A 19,754-nucleotide genomic window follows, 5' to 3' on the forward strand; every position below is an offset into this window, starting at 1 on the left:
AAACCTCCTAATCCTTTAAAATGCTTGCTCCGTTGCTAGCAATAACATCCTTGTACCAGAAAAAAGAGTCCTTACGAGAACGGTTGAAACTACCATTTCCTTGATCATCTGCATCTACATAGATAAAACCATAGCGCTTAGACATTTCACTGGTTGAAGCAGAAACAAGGTCAATACAGCCCCAAGGAGTATAGCCCATGAGTTCTACGCCATCTTCGATAGCTTCGTACATTTGCTTGACGTGTTTTTCAAGATAATCAATACGATATTGGTCATGAATAGAGCCGTCCACCTCAACCGTGTCAAGTGCCCCCAGACCATTTTCCACAATAAAAAGAGGAACCTGGTAACGGTCATATAACTTGTTTAGAGTCACACGTAGTCCGACTGGATCAATCTGCCAGCCCCAATCTGATGCTTCCAGATAAGGATTTGCTTCACCTAGTATCAAGTTTCCTGCTGTTGCTTTTTGCTCAGGAGTCTGGTTATTGGGGTGACGAGTCACAGAGGTCATGTAGTAAGAAAAACTCATAAAATCCACAGGATACTGTTTCAAAATAGCTTCATCACCCGATTCAAATTGCACCTGAATATTATTTTCTTTGAAGAAGCGCTTCATATAGCGGGGATACTGACCACGGATCTGGACATCTGAATAAAAAAGATTACTCTGATCCTTTTGAACAGCATGAAGGATGTCATCAGGATGACAGGTGGCCGGATAAGCTTCCATACGTGCCAACATGCAACCAACCTTGTTTTCAGGGTCAATTTCGTGAGCCGCTTTTGTTGCTAAACTTGAAGCGATAAATTGATGATGAACAGCTTGATACATCTCATCCAAATGTAATTGTCCATCCTCAAATAGCAGCCCTCCAGACAAGTAACCGGTCATCCCAAGAATATTGATTTCATTGAAAGTCAGCCAGTACTTGACTTTCCCCCTGTAACGCTTAAAGACCGTCTCTGCATAGTGAACAAAGAAGTCGATAACCTTACGATTTTTCCAACCACCATATTCTTTGACTAGATGAATAGGAAATTCATAGTGAGATAGAGTAACCAAGGGTTCGATACCGTATTTATTGAGTTCGTCAAAGACGGCATCATAGAAAGCTAATCCTTCTTCATTGGGTTCAAACTCATCGCCATTTGGAAAAATACGTGACCAGGCGATGGATAGACGGAAGGTTTTGAAGCCCATTTCTGCAAAGAGCGCAATATCTTCCTTATAGCGATGGTAAAAATCAGAACCCCATCGTTTTGGATAAAGCCCTTCCTTATCATTTAAGGCAAAATCCAGATGTTCACGAGTCATAGGGTTAGTAAACTCACTTCCCATGCTCTTACGTTCTTCTGGCGCCACTGCACGAGCAGTATCCGATGTGGCGGGACCACGACCACCTAAGTTCCAACCACCTTCATACTGGTTGGCCGCCGTTGCACCACCCCAAAGAAATCCTTTTGGAAATTGTTTTTTTGACATGATTTATTCTCCTTTACACTGTTAACTCAATTTGAATACCTTCAAATCCCAAGACGCACGACTCATAATAACCATCTCCAGTGACTCGCGGGCCACTGAGAAGTGGGTAACCTGCTGCCACAAGTCGCTCTGTCAATTCATCCACAGCTTCCTCACTTCCTAGACTAAAGGCTAGATGAATAAGACCGAGATGATTGAGTTGGCTTGGTTTGTCCACCACGTCGTCCCTGGTCATAATTTCCAGACGAGCTCCGTCTGCAAAGATTAGAAAATAGGATTTGAAACTGGTTTTCTGATTATGGTAGAGCTGATTGGATGTAGCATTAAAATAGGTCTCAAAGAAATGCCGCATTCCTTCCAGATCCTGTGTATAGATAGCCACATGTTCTATTTTCACACTCTTCTCCTCTCTTAAAGAAAAACGGCAAGCTGCCGTCTTTCCTATTCCACATCCTCACCATTGCTTGCAATGACTTTCTTGTACCAGTAGAATGAATCTTTTGGTGTTCGATTAAGTGTACCATTTCCAGCATCATCCATATCCACGTAGATAAAGCCGTAGCGTTTCCGCATTTCACCAGTACCTGCTGATACAATATCAATGCAGCCCCATGTAGTGTAGGCAATCAAGTCCACACCGTTAGCAATAGCGGCTGCCATAGCCTTGATATGAGCACGATGATAGTCGATTCGATATTGGTCATGGATAGAACCATCCTCTTCAACTGTGTCCAAAGCTCCTAGGCCATTTTCCACAATCATGACTGGAATTTCATAGCGATCATAGATTTTCTCAAGATAATACTGGAGACCTTTCGGATCCTGAGCCCAACCCCAATCTGAGTAAGTCAAGTAAGGATTTTTTGCTCCCATCGAAAAATTACCGGATACCGTATCTTCTACTTTATGGGTCGTCACAATCGTTGACATATAGTAGGAGAAGGTATACATGTCTACCTTACCTTCTGCAAGAAGTTCTAGGTCCCCTTCCTCCATTTGGATGACTACATTGTGCTCACTCCAGAGACGAGTAGCGTAGGCTCCATAGCGGCCTTTGGCTTGAACATCACTACAATAATAGATATTTTGCTCCCACTTGTGCTGATTTTCCAAGATGTCAGCTGGATCACAAGTTCCTGGATAGAAGGTGATACCGCAGATCATATTCCCAAATTGATAGCTTGGATCAATCTCATGTCCCAACTTTACTGCCTTAGCCGAGGCTATAAACTGGTGATGTAAATGCTGGTAAGCTTCTTGATAATCTGCATCCTGAGCTTCCCCGAACATATCCAGAAACATGATGGTATTATTGATTTCATTGAAGGTAATCCAATATTTGACCAAACCTTTATACTCTTTAAAAATCGTCTCTGCATAACGCACATAGAAATCTACCAGTTTTCGGTTGGTCCAGCCTCCGTAACGTGTTTCTAAAGAGAGTGGTGTATCAAAATGCCAGATAGAAACAAGTGGTTCAATACCGTACTTGTGACATTCTTCAAAGACTGAACGATAAAAATCAAGCCCTGCCTGGTTGGGTTTTGCATCATCACCGTTTGGAAAAATCCTAGCCCAAGAAATGGACAAACGAAAGACAGAGTAGCCCATCTCTGCAAATAGCTTGATGTCTTCCTTATAGCGATGATAAAAATCAACCGCCTTATGATTGGGATAATAATGATCTTCCAAAATCGCATACTCTGCACCTTCCGGTAAATGTCCCCCCATGTGCCCCATTGAAGCATATTTACCCGGCTTGCCTTCCTTGTCAATATAGGTTGTATAACGTGGACTAGATACGCTACCACCTGTTGTTACATCTGTCTGCACAAGACCTCGACCATCTACATTGTAAGCACCCTCGGCTTGGTTGGCAGCGATGGCGCCACCCCAGAGGAAATTCTTTGGAAATTTTGACATGATTATTACTCCCTTTTTATTTTCTAATGCTATTTGAGTGAAATCACCTTATCTACAAAAACGAATCCGAAGACCAACTCCGCTGCACTCCAACATTTGAGTAGCAAGCTAAATCCTTCACAGAAGTTTTTCTCAAGCAGATAGTTTGGAACGATATAAGGTAATTTTTGAAGAATATAAATATAGTATAAACTGATTTGTAATCCCTTTCTTCTAAAATAATATGTTATAATGATACTATCCTACGAATGAGAGATAGATATGCAAAATTATTTGAGCGATCAAGAATTTAAACATGCCATCAATTATGATAGCCAACTTTTGCCCTATAAGTTCTACCATACTAGTGTTATAGACGGTCTGCCAGATGTTCTATTTCATTGGCACAATGAATTTGAAATCAATTATGTTTATGGTGGAAGTGCTCGCTATCATATTGATTATGATTATTTTAATAGTCAGGCTGGAGATATTATCCTAGTTCGTCCAAATGCTCCTCATTCTATCCATCCTATAGAGGGACGCGGTCATGAAACAGCTACTTTCTTGTTTCATCTGGATATGCTGGGTACCTCGCAATCAGACAAAACAAACATGCTCTACTTCCAACCCTTACAAACGGATATTTTTAAATGCAAGCCTCGCATCCAACCTCATCAACCAGGCTACAGAGATATCAAATACTGCCTGATTTCTATTTTTGAGTTAGTTAAACATCAGCCACCCTATTTTGAACTACCCCTTAAGAGTAGATTGTTTGATCTCTTTTATCTGCTCTATCGCCATCATTACATTATTCGGAAAAATACCGATGATATGTATCGCAAGAATGAGAAACTACGAGAATTGATTGAGTACATCCAACAACATTATGACGAACCGTTACACATTGGGCAACTAGCGGAAATGATGGGCTACAGTAAAACTCATTTTATGGCTGTTTTCAAGCAACAGACAGGCACTTCTTGTTTGGAGTTTATCATTCAGGTTCGACTGCGAGCTGCAACAGAATTGCTGAACAATAGTCTTAAGCCAGTGGTCGAGATAGCCAATCAAGTTGGCTTTAACAATCTATCTAACTTCAACCGACAATTCAAACATTACTACCATACAACACCTAGCAACTACCGCAAGCAATTACGAAAAAATAGGGCTTATAGCCAAGTAAATCCAATTGATAAATAAGGAGAAACTGATGATTACCATGCACCTTTACTATACTGGTTCTGAAGGAAATGCGCGTGCCTTTGCCATGGAAATGGAAAGTTCTGGCATTGCAGACAGAATTCGCCAACAAGTTGGCAATAGCCGCTACCAATACTTTTCGCCCCTTGATGATCCCACGAGTATCTTGCTAGTTGACAGTTGGGATAATCAGGCAGCTCTTGACAGCCATCATGCTTCAGATATGATGCAAGAGATTATGAAGTTAAGAGAAAAGTATGGCCTGACCGTGCGCGCTGAACGGTACCTGTCTGATCAGGAAGGCATTCCCGAAAGTGACAAAAAATATCATACTGAGTAAGAGGAAAGGCTGGGAATAGACCCAGCTTTTTACTTGAACTTGTTTCTTTCTTATTCCTTATATTTCTCATCAATGACCGAACTAAACCAACGACCATTAAGGACTGTCTTGTTAAGCTCATCCTTCACTTCGTTTGGTAGAGTCATATCAGCATCCATCTTCTTCAAAATATCTTCAGCAGTTTCCTTATCGCTAGATGGTTTTATGATAGCTTTTTTAGTATCTGCATCCATACTCAGAACTTCTTGACCGGAAGCTGTCCAAACAGGCCATTTCTCCAAATTTCCACCATTAGGATCACCATTTGCAACGAAGAATTTGAGATAAGTCTTAAAATCAGCACTGAGTGCTTGTGCTCCCTCTGACTCAAAGTCTTTTTCAATAAAACGGGTATAGTTGGATGGTTTTTGTAACAGAGGCTCAAAGACGCCATGAAAGGCACCAAGAAAAGCTGCTGTTGTTGGAGTTATTGTTGCATTATCTCCGTAAGAAATCTGACCGATGTAGATGGGAGATCGGTATCTTCCCTTCATAACACGAGCGCTTTCCATAGTATTTGAAAGCCGATAAAGCTGGCTTCCATAGGTCTCCGTATAGGTAAATTCCTTCCTCTTTTCCTCATCTTTGAAGAGACTGCCATCAGAAAAAGAAGCGGAAAAGCGCTTATCAAAAGCAGAAAAGAGTGAAAACTCACTGGTTCCAGTCACAAGAAGCAAGGGAACATCATTATAAGTTTTGGTGTCAAACCCCTCTTTGGGAATGACTGTGCCATCTTTAAATAAATGAGGGAATACTGACATACGGATACCTGCGTTCCCCATCAATGGTGCCAAACGAGCTGCCGAAAGGCTGTAGAGATAATCTTGAACTTCTTGATCACTGCTCAACAGCCAATCCTTTGCCGCAACTTCATCTGCTTTTTTACCATCCTCAACTACCAACGGTGCTAAGGCTTTCGCAAAAACTTCCTGACTAGTGGCTTCATCTGCCAATGTCATAACCCCGCTGTAAGAAATTGCCTTGTGATATTTTCCTTTAAACAGTGGAGAAATAAGGGTTGCCATGACATCACGCCCACCGGCTGAAAAGCCTGTCAAGGTGACATTATTCTTGTCACCTCCAAAAACTTCAATATTTTCCTGCACCCAATCCAAAGCTGCTGCAATATCTAGAAGGCTGTAATTGCCAGAGTTCTCCAAGTCTGTTCCAGTCTTCAAAGCCACTAGGGGATTGAAACCAAGAGCACCCAAGCGATAGTTGACAGAAACATAGATAGCATTCATATCCTTGACAAATGTATTACCTCTAATTTCCTGAGCGTGGCCAGTTTGGTTATTACCCCCATGCAGGAAAACAACAACTGGTAAGTTGACTGCTGTCGAATCCGGTCTAACCACATCTAAATTGAGAGCAGTCTCTGAACCAACGACCTCTCCATTGCTAAATTGGATGAACTTCTCGCCTGCTACCGTCGCATCGAAAGTACCATTCCAGCTTTCAACAGGTTGAGGTTCTTTCCATCTTAAATCACCAACCGGTGCTGCTGCATAGGGAAGACCCAACCATTCCAAAACACCATTTTCCTTGTCTTGATTTCCCTTTATTTTCCCGCTAGTAATCGTCTGAGTTGTATCATTTGTAAATCGAGTTACTCTTTCTTTGTCAGTTTGATCACAAGCTACCAAAAATAGTAGCAAACACAAACTGAGCCATCTTAATAGTTTCCTTTCCATATTGGAACACTCCCTTCTAAAATTTCATCTAGGCAACGGATTACAACTTTCAATAAAGAAGACTTCTCTACCGTCAGCTTCTATGAATCGACACAAAGAAAAGGAGCTGGGGAGTGATTTCCCTAGCCCCTTTTAATGGTTGTTCAAATCTTGGGTTCTGTTTTATTTAACCGTCGTCAATAGGTAATCCCCTCTTTTCACCTGAGATTCCTGTGTGAATAAAACATCTGCGTAGTCAGCTGTGTTAGCCACAATGATTGGAGTGGTGATAGGCAGACCTGCTCTACGAATCAAATCCATATCAAAGGAAGAGAGTTTTTGCCCGGCTTCCACTCTATCTCCGACTTCAACAAAGTTGTCAAAACCTTTACCATTAAGTGAAACAGTATCCATACCGATATGAATCAGGAGTTCTGCACCATTTTCCGTACGAAGTCCAATCGCATGTCCTGTTGGGAAAACAAGGGTGACCTCTGCATTTGTTGGAGCATAGACCACACCTTCTGTTGGTTCAACGGCAATACCATTCCCTAGGGCACCTGAAGCAAAAACCTCATCTGGTACATCAGCTAGGGGAACTACCTTACCTGTCAAAGGGCTACCAATAATTTCTTGTTTGATTTCCTTTAGTGTTGGAACAGACTCCGCCGGAGTCTCTACTACTTTTTTTCAGTTGGTCCTCCATATAGATAAGGAACTGGAAGAGCCATTTGGATAGCAAAAGAAATAACAACGGCTGCTATTGCAAAAGCAATCATAATCCCCATTGGAGCCATCCCTTTATCTGGACTTACAAAGCTAGGGAAGAGGAAAACCCCCAGTCCACCCATTGAGTAAGCTTTCAATTCAAAGAAGGACAAACCTGCACCGATTAAACCAGACACGGCACATGATATGTAGAATGGAGTTTTCATTGGAAGAGTTACACCGTAGATAGCTGGTTCTGTTACACCGAAAATAGAAGAGATAAAAGCAGGCATAGAGAGAGTTTTAACTTTTTTCTCTTGGGTTTTTAGCATGATTGCTAATAGAACACCAGTTTGGGTAAAGTTTGGTAAATTAGCAGCAATTAAAATATCTGACCAGCCGTTTTGTGAGAATTGCAAAATTGCCAATGGAACAATCGCCCAGTGCAAGCCAAACATCACCATCACTTGCCACATAGATCCAAGGAGAATGCCATAAAGAAGCGGGCTAAAGTTCATGACAGAGGTAAAACCAGCAGACAAAAGATCTGAAGCGTAGTTAGCAAGTGGACCAACTGCCAGGAAAGTGACTGGAACAGTCACGAGTAATGTTGCAAAAGGTACCATGAAAACTTTGACTACATCTGGAGTAATTCTCTTGAAGAATTTTTCAACATGAGAAGCCATCCAAACTGCCAATAAAATTGGCATAACCGTTTGCAAGTAGCTACCTGACGATGGAAGAACAAATGGAATACCAAATACATTGTTCAATCCCGCTTCTTTCAAGGTAGTCAGGGTTCCTGGCAAGGTAGGGTATACCAAAGCCATAGCAATTGCCATACCTGTAAATTCACTCATCTTGAACTTACGAGCAGCATTATAAGCAAGAACAATTGGTAGGAACTGGAAAAATCCATCACCGGCTGCATTTAAAATAGCATAAAGAGCGCTATTGTCATTAGTCCATTTTAGAGTTGCCGCTAAGATGGCTACAAGCCCCTTGATAATACCGGCAGCTGCCAAAACACCTAGAGAGGGCTGAAAAACACCTGATACCAGATCTACGAAACGATCAAATAAGTTACCTTTTGGAACATCACCTTCATCAATATCCAAGCTACCACCGCCAGATATGCCCGCAACTTTTTGTACAGCTGCATAGACATCTGGTACATGGTTGCCAATCACTACTTGATACTGGCCTCCTGCTTGAACAACAGTTACCACTCCGTCTCGTGCTTTAAGATAATCCGTATCCGCCTTGCTCTCGTCTTTCAAACCAAAACGGAGACGAGTGATACAGTGTTTAAGGCTACTGATATTCTCTTTACCACCGACATGGGCTACAATGTCTGTAGCCAAATCTGTATAATCCTTTGCCATTTTCCGGCTCCTTTCTTTTCTGGAAAAACAGAAAAACCTAAACATACACCAAACACCACCTCTTGGTTCGCACCAAAAAGAGCATCTCGTATATATTTAGGTTTTGCCTGCTTACCAGTAACAATCCTTTTGTCAACACCATCATAACACATCGCAAATAAATTTGCAAGCGTTTTCTGTTTGTTTTTTTTTTTATTTTTTTAACTTGTTTTTAAACGTTGGATATGAATCGTTAAATAGACTTGCTCATCCTTGGACATTTCAAAGTGGTAAACTTGTGCAATGTGCTTACGTATTTTAGTAGTACAAGCAAAAGAGTCTGGATAATTAGCCTTGACCTGCTCATAAAGAAAAATATCATTTTGCCCCTCTACAACACCATTTGCAACCCGTTGAGCAAAATACTGGACATGGGTCACGAAACGATGGTAACTGGTATCTTCTTCATAGTCCACACAGCCAAAATGTAGGCGCACAATGTCCAAAATCTGCGTAACAATCTTGCTGATGACTTGAGTGCCTTTTCCCAAAGTGCCATTTTTCTGAGCATTGATGAGATGAAGAGCAATTGAAGAGGCTTCCCCCTTGCCTAACTCTAAATGCAAGCTTTCCTTAACTAGTTGTAAGGCAGTTAATCCAATTTGGTATTCTTGTGGATAAAATTTACGAACCTCCCATGCAAGAGGATTTTCAATCGTCACTCCTTCACGACAGCGTTGAAAAACAAAATGTAGATGATCCGCCAAAGCCAAATAGAGAGACAAGTCAAACTGAACTTTTAGAACCTTCTCTGCCTCACTGATAATGGCATTGACAACCTCTATCTCACCATTATCCATTTGCAGATATAGTGTTGATAAATCGGATTGCTGGTAATCGTTTTGTAACACGAAAGTTTTCTCAATCTTACTGGTGTCCAAATCCTCACCAGTCTTTTTCTGAAATCCCAAACCTTTTCCCATCACAATCAATTCCCGTCCATGTTGATCTATGGCTTGGACTACATTATTGTTGTATACCTTGTCAATCTGCATTTATTTTCACCACCTACCTAACCGATAAAAAAGAACCTAAACTCACAACAAAGAAGACTGTTTCCAGACTATTTGCTATCAGTTTAGGTTTTGCCTGTTTATCAGTAACAATCCTATTGCTATTATATCATAATGAAAACGCTTTTTCAATCATTTCTTGATAGATTTTGAATAGTAATAAAGACAGATATCAGAACGTAGACAAACCATTAAAATGTAATAACTTTTGGAAACCTACCATAATGTTGTTTACATTTCAACTCTTAGAAACGCTATTATTCGACGTTTCTGGGAGTTTTTGGCTGTTGACTGCAAAGAAAGAGATTGAAGAACTTGTCCAAAATGGACTTTGTCTTCAATCTGAGACCATTGCTTATACCAACCCTTGTTCTTCTTTGTAGAGTTTTTCATCATACATTTTGATGAATGGGAAATAAACAAGGAAGGCTACCAGAGCACATACTAGTGCCACTACTGCTGCACGCCAGTCACCACCTGTACCAATAAAGGCACCTATACCTGCTGGTGATGGCCATGGCATTTGAGCGACTACTGGATTACATAATCCTAGCTTAATTGCAAAATAACCTACCGTTGCAGAGGCCATTGGAGCAAGGAAGAAGGGAATGGCTAGAGCTGGGTTGTAAATGATGGGTAATCCAAAGATGATGGGTTCATTGATGTTGAAAATAGCCGGAGCAATGGAGGCTCTACCAAGCATTTTTAACTGCTCTGCTTTAGACATATAGGCTAGGTAGATAATCAAACCTAGGGTGGCACCTGATCCTCCCATAGTAACAAACATATTGCTAAATTCCCCCGCAAGTGGAATTGCAGCTCCATTGTTATTGGCAGCCATATTAACAAGAGCGATTGGGGTTACGAAAGCAAAGATAATATTGGCACCATGAATGCCCACAATCCAAAGCGATTGCACAAGGAAGTAGATCACCATCAGACCCAGCCAAGAATTTGTAATATTCGCAACGAAACCAAATGGAATAGCAACAACTTGAAAGATGTCCGTACCAAGTGCAATGAAGATACCATTGATAATGAGAACTGCAAATGCAACAACAAAAGCTGGAATCAAGGCGGTAAAACCACGAGATACTCCTTCAGGAACAGAATCTGGCATTTTTACCACCCAGTTTTTCGCAACACACAAACGATAAAGTTGAACAGCAAGTACTGCCATAATAATCGCTGTAAAAATACCAATTGAACCCAGACGATTTACACCTGAACCACCGATTGCCCAACCATTAACAATCGTTGCTTTCGCATCATTTACAAGGGAAATTGCTCCATCTTTGAACACCAATTGTGGTAAGGTCATGAAGAATGCAAACATAGATAGAAGGGCACCGTTAAGAGGACTCAAATTCAAATCATCCTCTTCTGCGTAGATTTTTGTGAATTCATAGCCAAGTGCTAGGTTGAAGTAGAGGGCCAAAATTCCCATCGTTGCCCCATTTGCTAACATGTAAAGGTCTGAAAACTTTGCAAATGTATTATTGAAGAAATTTACAAAAGCAGGATGCGAGAAAGTCAGTGGCAAAATATTAAATACCAAAAACATTGAGCCCACGATTGTAAATGGAATACTTGCCATACCTGCTGCAGTAATGGCCCGAACGAATTTATATTGGGATATTTTTCCCATTGGCCCCATGAGGTACTTTTCTAAAAATTCAAACATAATTTTCTCCTTTTATTTTGTCTTCATATTTACAAGATACTGTTGGATACGATAGTATTGTTTGTCCACACCTTGACGGATTTTGTTCAACTTCTGGAGAATAGCAACAGCCAGTCCCAATCCCAATAATAAAATCACTAACAGACTAACTCTGACTTGCTCTGAGTTTGCTAGGAAAGGATAGAAGTACTGATAGTGATTAACAAGGAGCAGAAAGAGCATAAAAGTATTTGTAATAATAATTATTTGATACAACAAACGTGTTCTTGATGCCTCTCTTTGCTCAGTTGTGAACATGCGGCTCTGCTCCCATACACCTAGCAGTGCAACACAGGTAAGAACTGCCGGTAATAGTACAGCTAAATTCATGGAAGAAACAATAAAAGACATAACCCAGTAAAGATTGATGAAAAATAGTGTAACGGTAGCATAGCGGATAAAGAAATAGCGACCGTAGTACATGCTTTTCAAAACATTTTCTTGCCGATACTCTTCTAGTTTCTTGTACTCTTTTTTCCGCATATTCTTCACTTCCTTTTAATTGATTCGTTTATATAGTTCAAGCATTTCTAGGGCAACCTCACGCAAGGTCATCGTTGTCATCAAGTGATCTTGAGCATGGACCATGATAATCTCCATTTTAATCTCAATACCGCTTGCGTAGTCTTGAAGCAATTTTGTCTGAGCATGATGAGCTTCTACCAGTTCAGCATTAGCAACTTCTAATTTGTTGCTAGCCATGTCATAATCTCCCACACGCATTGCTGCAAAAGCTTCATGAACCTCTGTACGCGCAGTTCCACTGTGCAAGATAATCTGAAAGGCTGCAACTTGTAGTTCTTCCTGGTTCATTTCCTTCCCCCGATTTTCAAAAATAATTCTTTAAATTCTTCAAAAGACTGACAGGCTACCATCGCCTGTTGCAAATCTTTTTCTTCCAATAATTCAACAATTTGTGAGGTCAATTGTCCCATTCCTTCATTCTCATATATGGACGGTGATGGCAGGAAAATTAGCTGTATATTCCTAGCTTGTACATCCCAAATAACTCCCTTAGATACTAAGGCCACAGCAATCTTATGCTGTCTAGCAATCGGTTTAATCGGATGCGGTACCGCAATTCGATTACTAAATACAATCGAACTCATTTGTTCGCGTTGTTCTACGTATTCTAAAAGAAGGTCTACAAAACCGTTCTCTTCACCTTTAGAGAGAACTCTTGCTAACTGAGTCAAGACTCCTACCTTATCTGCCTCCTCCAGGAGAATGAAACAATCTTCTGAAAAATAGTTATCAAATAATTGCTTCATATCTGGAATTTGCTTCGGTTCGCATTGTCGAGACGGCCGCGATAGAAAGCGTAATTGCTTAACAGACTGCTTAATCTTTCTAGCCTCATCAGAAGTAAAAAAGACACTGACCGTAAAGACTGGGATACTAAAGACAAGATTGGACAAGTCAATCGAAGAGATAATAAAATCAATGTTCTCTAAGCGTTCGCCACTCAGATCATAGTAGCCAATAACGTCTTCGATATGAACCATATTTCCCAATTCATGTTTGATCCGATTTCGCAAAAGCTGAGCACTCCCGTACCCGGTTGCACAGATAACTAAAATATGATATTTTTGCGTCTCTTTCAACCGCTCCATAGCTGCCATAAAATGCAAGGCTACATAAGCAACCTCATCATCGGAAATCTGATATTCAGAAAAGACCGGCATGCCTTGCATGATATTCCTAGTCATTTCAAACACTTGATTATACCGCTGACGAACTTCTTCTCTCAGTGGATTTTCAAAATGTACCTTAGTCTGCAACCGCACCAACATAGTTGTCAGATGCGTCACAACTCCCTCCAGTAATTGGGAATCCCATTGAAATTGATATTCTTTCGAACTTGGGGAACTTTCTAAGGCCATGATCAACTCTTCTCGGAGACGTTGGTCATCATCCATACGTTTGCATCCAGCAACGGTACTTCCTTTAGACACAAAGTGCAGAGTGATATAATCTGTCTCTTCTTTTGGACAACAGATACCGGTTGCCTTATAGATTCGATCTAAAATATTCTGAGCTACTTCTTGTTCAGTACGATACAATTCAGAGTTTAATTCTTGAATCGGGCTCATTTGAAAGCCTTCTTGGATACGCCGTAAAGCTAAAGCAATATGAAGAACTAAATTTTGAATGACAAAATCAGATAACTTCAATTTGGCTTCACGACACTCATCTAGGACAATCAAGGTCAACTCTTCTAGGCTAATCACCGACTGGGTCATAGCACCATCAATATAGTTATGGATACTTTTAAAAAAATTATCTCGAAAGAAATAATCCATGATGAACCGTCGTTTGTCACGCTCTTCACCAGAGATATAAACACCTTTGTTGGCCTTACTCTCAATCATCAGATGATAATATTCCAAATCCTTGCGGATTTTTTTAAATTCATGAGATAGAGTTGAACGACTGATAAATAACTCCTCTGCCAAATCATCGAAGTACAGCTCTGCCTGCTCGAACAACAATTTATTTAAGATATAATTGTAACGATCGTAACTATCATTAAAAACAGAGGTTGGTTTTGTTTCTTCCATCAATTGTTGAACAGCTTTATTATCCCTAACCTCTAAACGATAGCCATGCCCTTGCTTGGAGCTAATCGCTACGCCATCATATAATGAATCTTCTAAACGCTCGGTAAGGTGTTTCAAATAGGTTCTAACTGTTCTATCTGAACAAGATAAGTGCTCCGCTAACTCTTTACTCGTTGTGTAAGAATCTCGTTGTTCCATCAGATAGCGAAGAATCTGTCGTTCTTTTTGACTGAGCATAGATAGCCTCCAAATTTGTTGATGTCCCTATTGTAACATCTACTAACCGTTCCTTATCTGATGTTTTCAGTAATCAAAGTAGCCATTTTTTCAATTCCCATTGGAATTGGAATATAAGCTTGCGGAGGAATTTGTGTAATTGATTTCCCAGCTTTTTGAGCAGCCTCCTCAAATTGCTTGTAGTACATTTTTGTCTGAGGACTCACTAAGTACAAGTCAAAATCTCCATTTGTGATTGCTTTTCCTCCTTCTGTCGCATTGATAGCATCTACTTCAATATTAACTCCTTGACTCTTAAATAGCTCAGTCGTTTTCTTTGCCATCAGTGAAGATGACATCCCTGCAGCACAGATAATGAGCGCTTTTGCCATATTGTTTCTCCTTTTATTTGATAATCATATTGTAAAAGAAAACGTTATCATTTTCCATGCTAACTTTTTCCTTAGCACAACGGAAAGAATTGAGATGACTCTAAGACCTCCAAAAAGACAAGCTCCATGAAAAGAACTACTTATGGTGAACAATATAAAAAGCTATATACTGTTCTTATACGGTAGGTCTTTTCACTTTGCCTGTCTTTTTCTGTTTTATTTATATTTCAATTTATAAATGAAGATGATACCCGATAAAATAAAGGATCCCCCATTAGCTAATATTAGAGCTAAATCTCCTATTGTCACCCCATGAATGAACCATAATCCAATTCCAGCAACTGACATGCTGTACATTCCCAGAGAGATAGACTCTGTATCCTTCGTTTTGACGACCTTAATAACTTGAGGTAAAAAACCAAAGGTTGTCAAACAAGCTGCTATAAATCCAATCATAGTACTTCCTCACTTCTGCGTATTGGTAAACAGTCTTAACATACTTTACCCAAAGATACCACTTATCTTTATTTCCTTAAACTATGAAAAAAGCCCTGCTAAAATCAGGGCTAGCAAATACCTAGGCATAAAAAGACGATTTCACAAAGCCGAATTCTGCTTTTCCCATTGATAGCCTTTCTTTAACCTTGCTCATTCATTCTAGTCAAAAGCTACCATATATTTCCCTTCAAAATATTACGGAACTATTCTATTGCTGCTCCATTCGTCGCAATGACTTCCTTGTACCAAGCGAATGATTTTTTGGGAATTCGGGCATAGGTCCCTTGACCCGCATCGTCTTTGTCAACGTAGATAAATCCATAGCGTTTGCGCATTTCACCTGTTCCAGCAGATACAAGATCAATGCAGCCCCAAGGGGTATAGCCCATCAAGTCCACACCGTCTTCCACAACAGCTTTCTTCATCTCCGCAATATGAGCAGCTAAATAGTCAATGCGATAATCATCGTGGATCACACCATCTTTTCCTACTTGGTCGATGGCTCCAAAGCCATTTTCAACAATAAAGAGTGGCAGATGGTACATATCTGTAAACCAATTTAAGGCATAGCGAAGCCCCTCAGGATCAATTTGCCAATCCCATTCAGATGCTCTTACGTATTCATTTCTAACTAAATCCTCTGTTTCAAGGTAGTCGTAATAAGGGTTTTCTCTGTGATAGCTGATGGCAAATGACATATAGTAGCTAAAGCCAATATAGTCTACACAACCCTCCAACAAATCAGCCTTGTCAGCCTCTGTTACATCCAACTCAAAACCCTTTCGTTTCCAATACTTAAGGATATGGTCTGGATAAAAGCCATGGACATGTACATCTGTAAAATAATAACGCTTTTGCATTGCTTTTTGAGCTAGCAAAACATCCTTCGGATTACAGGTCGCAGGGTAAATAGGACACATAGCAATCATGCATCCAATTTGGAAGTTTGAATTGATTTCGTGACCCAGCTTTACTGCACGGGCAGATGCAACTAGCTCATAGTGAGCAGCTTGATACATGATTTCTTCACGATTATCCCCTTCTTGATAAACAATTCCTGAGTTGGTAAAAGGTGCAAAATCTTCTTGATAATTGGCCTGATTATTGATTTCATTAAAAGTCATCCAATATTTCACTTTATTTTTATAGCGTTTGAAGACGACCTCAGCAAAACGAACAAAAAAATCAATTAACTTTCGATTTTTCCAACCACCATATTCTGTTACGAGATGATAGGGCATTTCAAAGTGAGAGAGTGTGATAACAGGCTCAATGCCATATTTCAAACACTCATCAAACAGGTCATCATAAAATTGTAAGCCAGCTTCATTCGGTTCGTGTTCATCTCCTTTCGGAAAAATCCGTGTCCAAGCAATAGACGTGCGAAAACACTTGAACCCCAGCTCTGCAAAGAGAGCCACATCCTCCTTATACCGATGATAAAAATCAATCGCTTCATGATTTGGATAGTATTTTCCCCCCAAAACTCCTGGAGTGATTTCACGTGCAATGCCGTGCTTTCCTGCTGTCATAACATCAGCTACACTAATTCCTTTACCACCAGCCTGCCAGCCACCTTCCAATTGGTGAGCGGCAACTGCTCCTCCCCATAGAAAATCATCTTTGAATGTAGACATAATCTATCCTCCTGATAATGATACTCTCATTATACAGACTTCCTTACAAAATGTTGATAGCGTTTTCTTCCTTACCACTCCGGAAATACTTAATAACGTTTCTCAGCCACTCAATTCAAGATGAAAGGAAGGCTAGTCCAATAGTCCCAATTTTTCAAAGGCATTAAAGAGACCATCCTGCTCGACATCATCCGTGATGATATCAGCCATGGCTAAGATTTCAGAACCGCCATTTCCCATGGCTACTCCGACTGCACAGTATTCAAGCATGGGAATGTCAATCTTTGCATCTCCAAAAGCAATAGTATCTGCCTGACTGGCACCCAAGTGAGCTAGCAAAATACCAATCGCATTCCCTTTGTCAATCCCTTTGACACCTAAATCACCAAATAGAGCTGTCTCTCCTCTTCCACCCCATGTATTAGCAACCAATTGTGGAAAAGCTTCTTTGGAATCCAGGTGGTCTTGATAAGAATCGAGAACAAAACTAATTTTATTTAAATCGGCCCGATACAACTCTCCATTAAAGATGATTCCGTGCAGGACATCCTCAACTTCTTGATCAGCTACTTCTTCAGCGGTTTTGCCTTTATTCATAGCATAAATCTTCATCGTTTCTCTGGCTCGTTTTCGGAAGTTCTCACTTGCAAAGAGTCCATTGTTACTCTCTAAATAAAATTCTAGCCCTCGCTCATGTAGCCAGTCCACGACAGCTTTTGCATCTTCCTTAGAAATCAGTTGATGCAAGATAACCTGCCCTCGATGTTCTACATAAGAACCATTCCCACCAATCATTCCATCCAGACCGATTTCCCAGAGTTCAGGCTGCATTTCTGCTCGACTGCGACCTGTGCAAACATAAACTAGGTGCCCATTTTGACGCGCCTGCTGAATAGCACTTTTTGCGGAGTCTGGAATTCGGTTATGATAATCAACCAATGTCCCATCCACATCTAAAAAGACAATCTTACGCATACTCTTTCTCCTCTTTGTTTACTCATAGGTTTATTATAATCCGTTTTTCGTCATAAAAACAGGCGTAAAGTGTGAAAGATTGATACTATTATCTGATATTCTAAAAAAGAAAGCCCCTACGGACTTTCTTCTTACTTATCTTATTTACGTCTTGGTGGGTTGTGAATTGCTACGCCAAGCACATCAAGGAAGGCTTCATACATAACTTCTGAGAAGGTCGGGTGCCCATGAATAGAAGCTGCCACATCATCTACTGTCAACTCAGATTCCATGATTGTCGCTGCTTCGTTAATCATTTCAGCAGCAACTGGACCGATGATGTGAACACCGAGGATTTCGTGGTATTTCTTGTCAGCGATAACTTTTACAAAGCCATGTGCTTCATTAGAAGCAATAGCACGACCGTTACCAGTAAAGCTGTTGCGACCGATAAGAATATTGTCTTTACCATACTTCTCAATCGCTTGCTCTTCTGTCAAACCAACCATTGCAATCTCTGGGTGTGTATAAACCGCTGCGGGAGTATAATCCAGTTTAGCCCTATGGTGGTTACCATGGATAGCATTTTCAGCAGCAACTTCACCCATACGGTAAGCAGCATGTGCTAACATCTTGGTACCATTCACATCACCCGGTGCGTAGATACCCGGAATAGATGTTTCTTGGTAAGCATCGACTTTGATACGACCACGGTCTAGTTCAAGATTCAAGTTCTCAAGACCTGCCAACTGTGGTACACGACCGATAGAAAGAAGAGCTTTTTCAGAAACAACTTCTGAACCATCATTCAACTTGATTGTCAACTGGTTGTTAGCTTCAATGATTTCAGATACACCAACAGAAGTCAAGAACTTCATGCCTTTCTTAGAAAGGACTTTTTGCAATTCAACAGAGACTTCGCGGTCCATACCTGGAATGATACGATCTGCCATCTCAACAACTGTTACTTCAGTACCGTATGAAGCATAAACCAAACCAAGTTCAACACCGACTACACCGCCACCCATAACAGTAAGTGACTTAGGAATTTCACGCAGGTCAAGAATATCATCAGAGGTCAAAACCAATTTAGAATCAATGCCTGGAATATTGATACGAGATACTTTTGAGCCTGTTGCAAGAATCACGCTACGTCCCTTGATAACTTTGTCACCAATAACAACTGTTTTATCTGGGTTAACCTGACCAAGACCATTAAAGATGGTCACTTTGTTGGCTTTCAAGAGTCCTTGAACACCACCTGTCAATGTCTTAACCACTGAATTCTTAAAGTCAACGGTCTTATCCATATCAATAGTATAATTGGTTGAGGCCAAGTTGATACCACGACCGGCTGCAATCTTCAAACCATCAAGAATTTCAGCATTTTTTAGGTAAGTCTTAGTTGGGATACAACCCTTATTCAAACAAGTACCACCAAATTCTGACTTCTCAACAATTGCGATTTTCCCACCCAATTGTGCACCACGAATTGCTGCATAGTAACCGGCAGGACCACCACCAACTACAACCATATCATACTCATCAGCCGCCAACTCAGTCTTAGGCGCTTGTGGAGTTGCTGCGGGAGCCACAGGAACTTCTAAACCTGCTGCTTTCAAGTCTGCTGTTGCTTGTGCAACTTGAGCAGGAGCAGGTGAACTTCCCACTTCAACGCTTTCACCTTCTGCGCCCAGATAAGCGATGACTTCTGTTACAGGAACAGTTGCACCGTTACCATGAACGATTTTCAAAAGAACACCTGATTCTTCTGCTTCTAATTCCATACTTGTCTTATCAGACATCATTTCCAAAATGACATCACCTTCGTTGACAAAATCACCCTCTTGTTTTTTCCATTCGATGATTTCACCTTCTTGCATGTCTACACCAAGTTTTGGCATAATGACTTCTACTGCCATGATTAAGATACCAAGAGCGAAAAGAAAGCGACTGAAAAATGGGAAATCATAGAAAATCCT

16 protein-coding genes and 1 pseudogene are annotated in these 19,754 nt (G+C 40.6%); 2 read left to right on the plus strand and 15 right to left on the minus strand.

What is annotated here, in order from left to right; genetic code table 11:
• Positions 1–7: 7 nt before the first annotated feature.
• The 3 genes from BZG42_RS07940 to BZG42_RS07950 are packed head-to-tail and all read right to left on the minus strand — an operon-like array spanning position 8 to position 3,409.
• Positions 8–1,486, minus strand: coding sequence for a glycoside hydrolase family 1 protein (locus tag BZG42_RS07940; protein ID WP_155995808.1), 1,479 nt, complete (start codon positions 1,484–1,486; stop codon positions 8–10).
• Positions 1,487–1,499: 13 nt separating this feature from the next.
• Positions 1,500–1,883 carry a VOC family protein gene (locus BZG42_RS07945; RefSeq protein ID WP_155964958.1) on the minus strand — a complete coding sequence of 128 codons (384 nt, stop codon included), beginning with the start codon at positions 1,881–1,883 and terminating at the stop codon, positions 1,500–1,502.
• Positions 1,884–1,927: 44 nt separating this feature from the next.
• Positions 1,928–3,409, minus strand: coding sequence for a family 1 glycosylhydrolase (locus BZG42_RS07950; RefSeq protein WP_155995806.1), 1,482 nt, complete (start codon positions 3,407–3,409; stop codon positions 1,928–1,930).
• 261 nt (positions 3,410–3,670) lie between these two features.
• Between BZG42_RS07950 and BZG42_RS07955 the strand changes: the two genes are divergently transcribed.
• Positions 3,671–4,594: an AraC family transcriptional regulator gene (locus BZG42_RS07955; RefSeq protein ID WP_155964960.1), complete on the plus strand. Its 924-nt coding sequence runs from the start codon at positions 3,671–3,673 to the stop codon at positions 4,592–4,594.
• A 10-nt stretch (positions 4,595–4,604) separates the two neighbouring features.
• Complete coding sequence (locus BZG42_RS07960; protein ID WP_373428197.1) at positions 4,605–4,934, plus strand: putative quinol monooxygenase; 330 nt, start codon at positions 4,605–4,607, stop codon at positions 4,932–4,934.
• A gap of 50 nt (positions 4,935–4,984) precedes the next feature.
• Here the strand turns inward: BZG42_RS07960 and BZG42_RS07965 are convergent, their stop codons facing one another.
• The 12 genes and pseudogenes from BZG42_RS07965 to lpdA all read right to left on the minus strand — a co-directional run bounded on the left by BZG42_RS07965 (position 4,985) and on the right by lpdA (position 19,694).
• A complete protein-coding gene (locus BZG42_RS07965; RefSeq protein WP_155995804.1) occupies positions 4,985–6,667 on the minus strand; it encodes a carboxylesterase family protein in 1,683 nt (560 codons plus the stop codon).
• Between the two features lie 162 nt (positions 6,668–6,829).
• Positions 6,830–8,739: pseudogene (locus BZG42_RS07970) on the minus strand (beta-glucoside-specific PTS transporter subunit IIABC).
• 200 nt (positions 8,740–8,939) lie between these two features.
• Positions 8,940–9,773, minus strand: a complete 834-nt coding sequence (gene licT / locus BZG42_RS07975; RefSeq protein ID WP_155995802.1) for a BglG family transcription antiterminator LicT — start codon at positions 9,771–9,773, stop codon at positions 8,940–8,942.
• 373 nt (positions 9,774–10,146) lie between these two features.
• Positions 10,147–11,475, minus strand: a complete 1,329-nt coding sequence (celB, locus tag BZG42_RS07980; protein ID WP_155962446.1) for a PTS cellobiose transporter subunit IIC — start codon at positions 11,473–11,475, stop codon at positions 10,147–10,149.
• Between the two features lie 12 nt (positions 11,476–11,487).
• Positions 11,488–11,997 (minus strand): hypothetical protein, encoded by a 510-nt coding sequence (locus BZG42_RS07985; protein ID WP_155995800.1) that lies wholly within the window; start codon positions 11,995–11,997, stop codon positions 11,488–11,490.
• A gap of 15 nt (positions 11,998–12,012) precedes the next feature.
• Positions 12,013–12,327 (minus strand): PTS cellobiose transporter subunit IIA, encoded by a 315-nt coding sequence (locus BZG42_RS07990; protein WP_120172142.1) that lies wholly within the window; start codon positions 12,325–12,327, stop codon positions 12,013–12,015.
• Positions 12,324–14,312 (minus strand): BglG family transcription antiterminator, encoded by a 1,989-nt coding sequence (locus tag BZG42_RS07995; RefSeq protein WP_155962444.1) that lies wholly within the window; start codon positions 14,310–14,312, stop codon positions 12,324–12,326. Before BZG42_RS07995 ends, BZG42_RS07990 begins: the two co-directional genes overlap by 4 nt.
• Before the next feature lie 53 nt (positions 14,313–14,365).
• Complete coding sequence (locus tag BZG42_RS08000) at positions 14,366–14,683, minus strand: PTS cellobiose transporter subunit IIB (RefSeq protein ID WP_155964300.1); 318 nt, start codon at positions 14,681–14,683, stop codon at positions 14,366–14,368.
• A 216-nt stretch (positions 14,684–14,899) separates the two neighbouring features.
• On the minus strand, positions 14,900–15,139 hold the full coding sequence (locus BZG42_RS08005) for a SemiSWEET transporter (protein ID WP_155995798.1): 240 nt from the start codon (positions 15,137–15,139) through the stop codon (positions 14,900–14,902).
• Positions 15,140–15,384: 245 nt separating this feature from the next.
• Positions 15,385–16,818, minus strand: coding sequence for a 6-phospho-beta-glucosidase (locus BZG42_RS08010; protein WP_155995796.1), 1,434 nt, complete (start codon positions 16,816–16,818; stop codon positions 15,385–15,387).
• Between the two features lie 132 nt (positions 16,819–16,950).
• Positions 16,951–17,793 carry an HAD family hydrolase gene (locus BZG42_RS08015; protein WP_155995794.1) on the minus strand — a complete coding sequence of 281 codons (843 nt, stop codon included), beginning with the start codon at positions 17,791–17,793 and terminating at the stop codon, positions 16,951–16,953.
• Between the two features lie 140 nt (positions 17,794–17,933).
• Positions 17,934–19,694, minus strand: coding sequence for a dihydrolipoyl dehydrogenase (gene lpdA / locus BZG42_RS08020; RefSeq protein ID WP_155972074.1), 1,761 nt, complete (start codon positions 19,692–19,694; stop codon positions 17,934–17,936).
• Positions 19,695–19,754: the final 60 nt, after the last annotated feature.

Source organism: Streptococcus sp. DAT741 (assembly GCF_009866825.1).
GTDB classification, from domain to species: domain Bacteria; phylum Bacillota; class Bacilli; order Lactobacillales; family Streptococcaceae; genus Streptococcus; species Streptococcus ruminantium.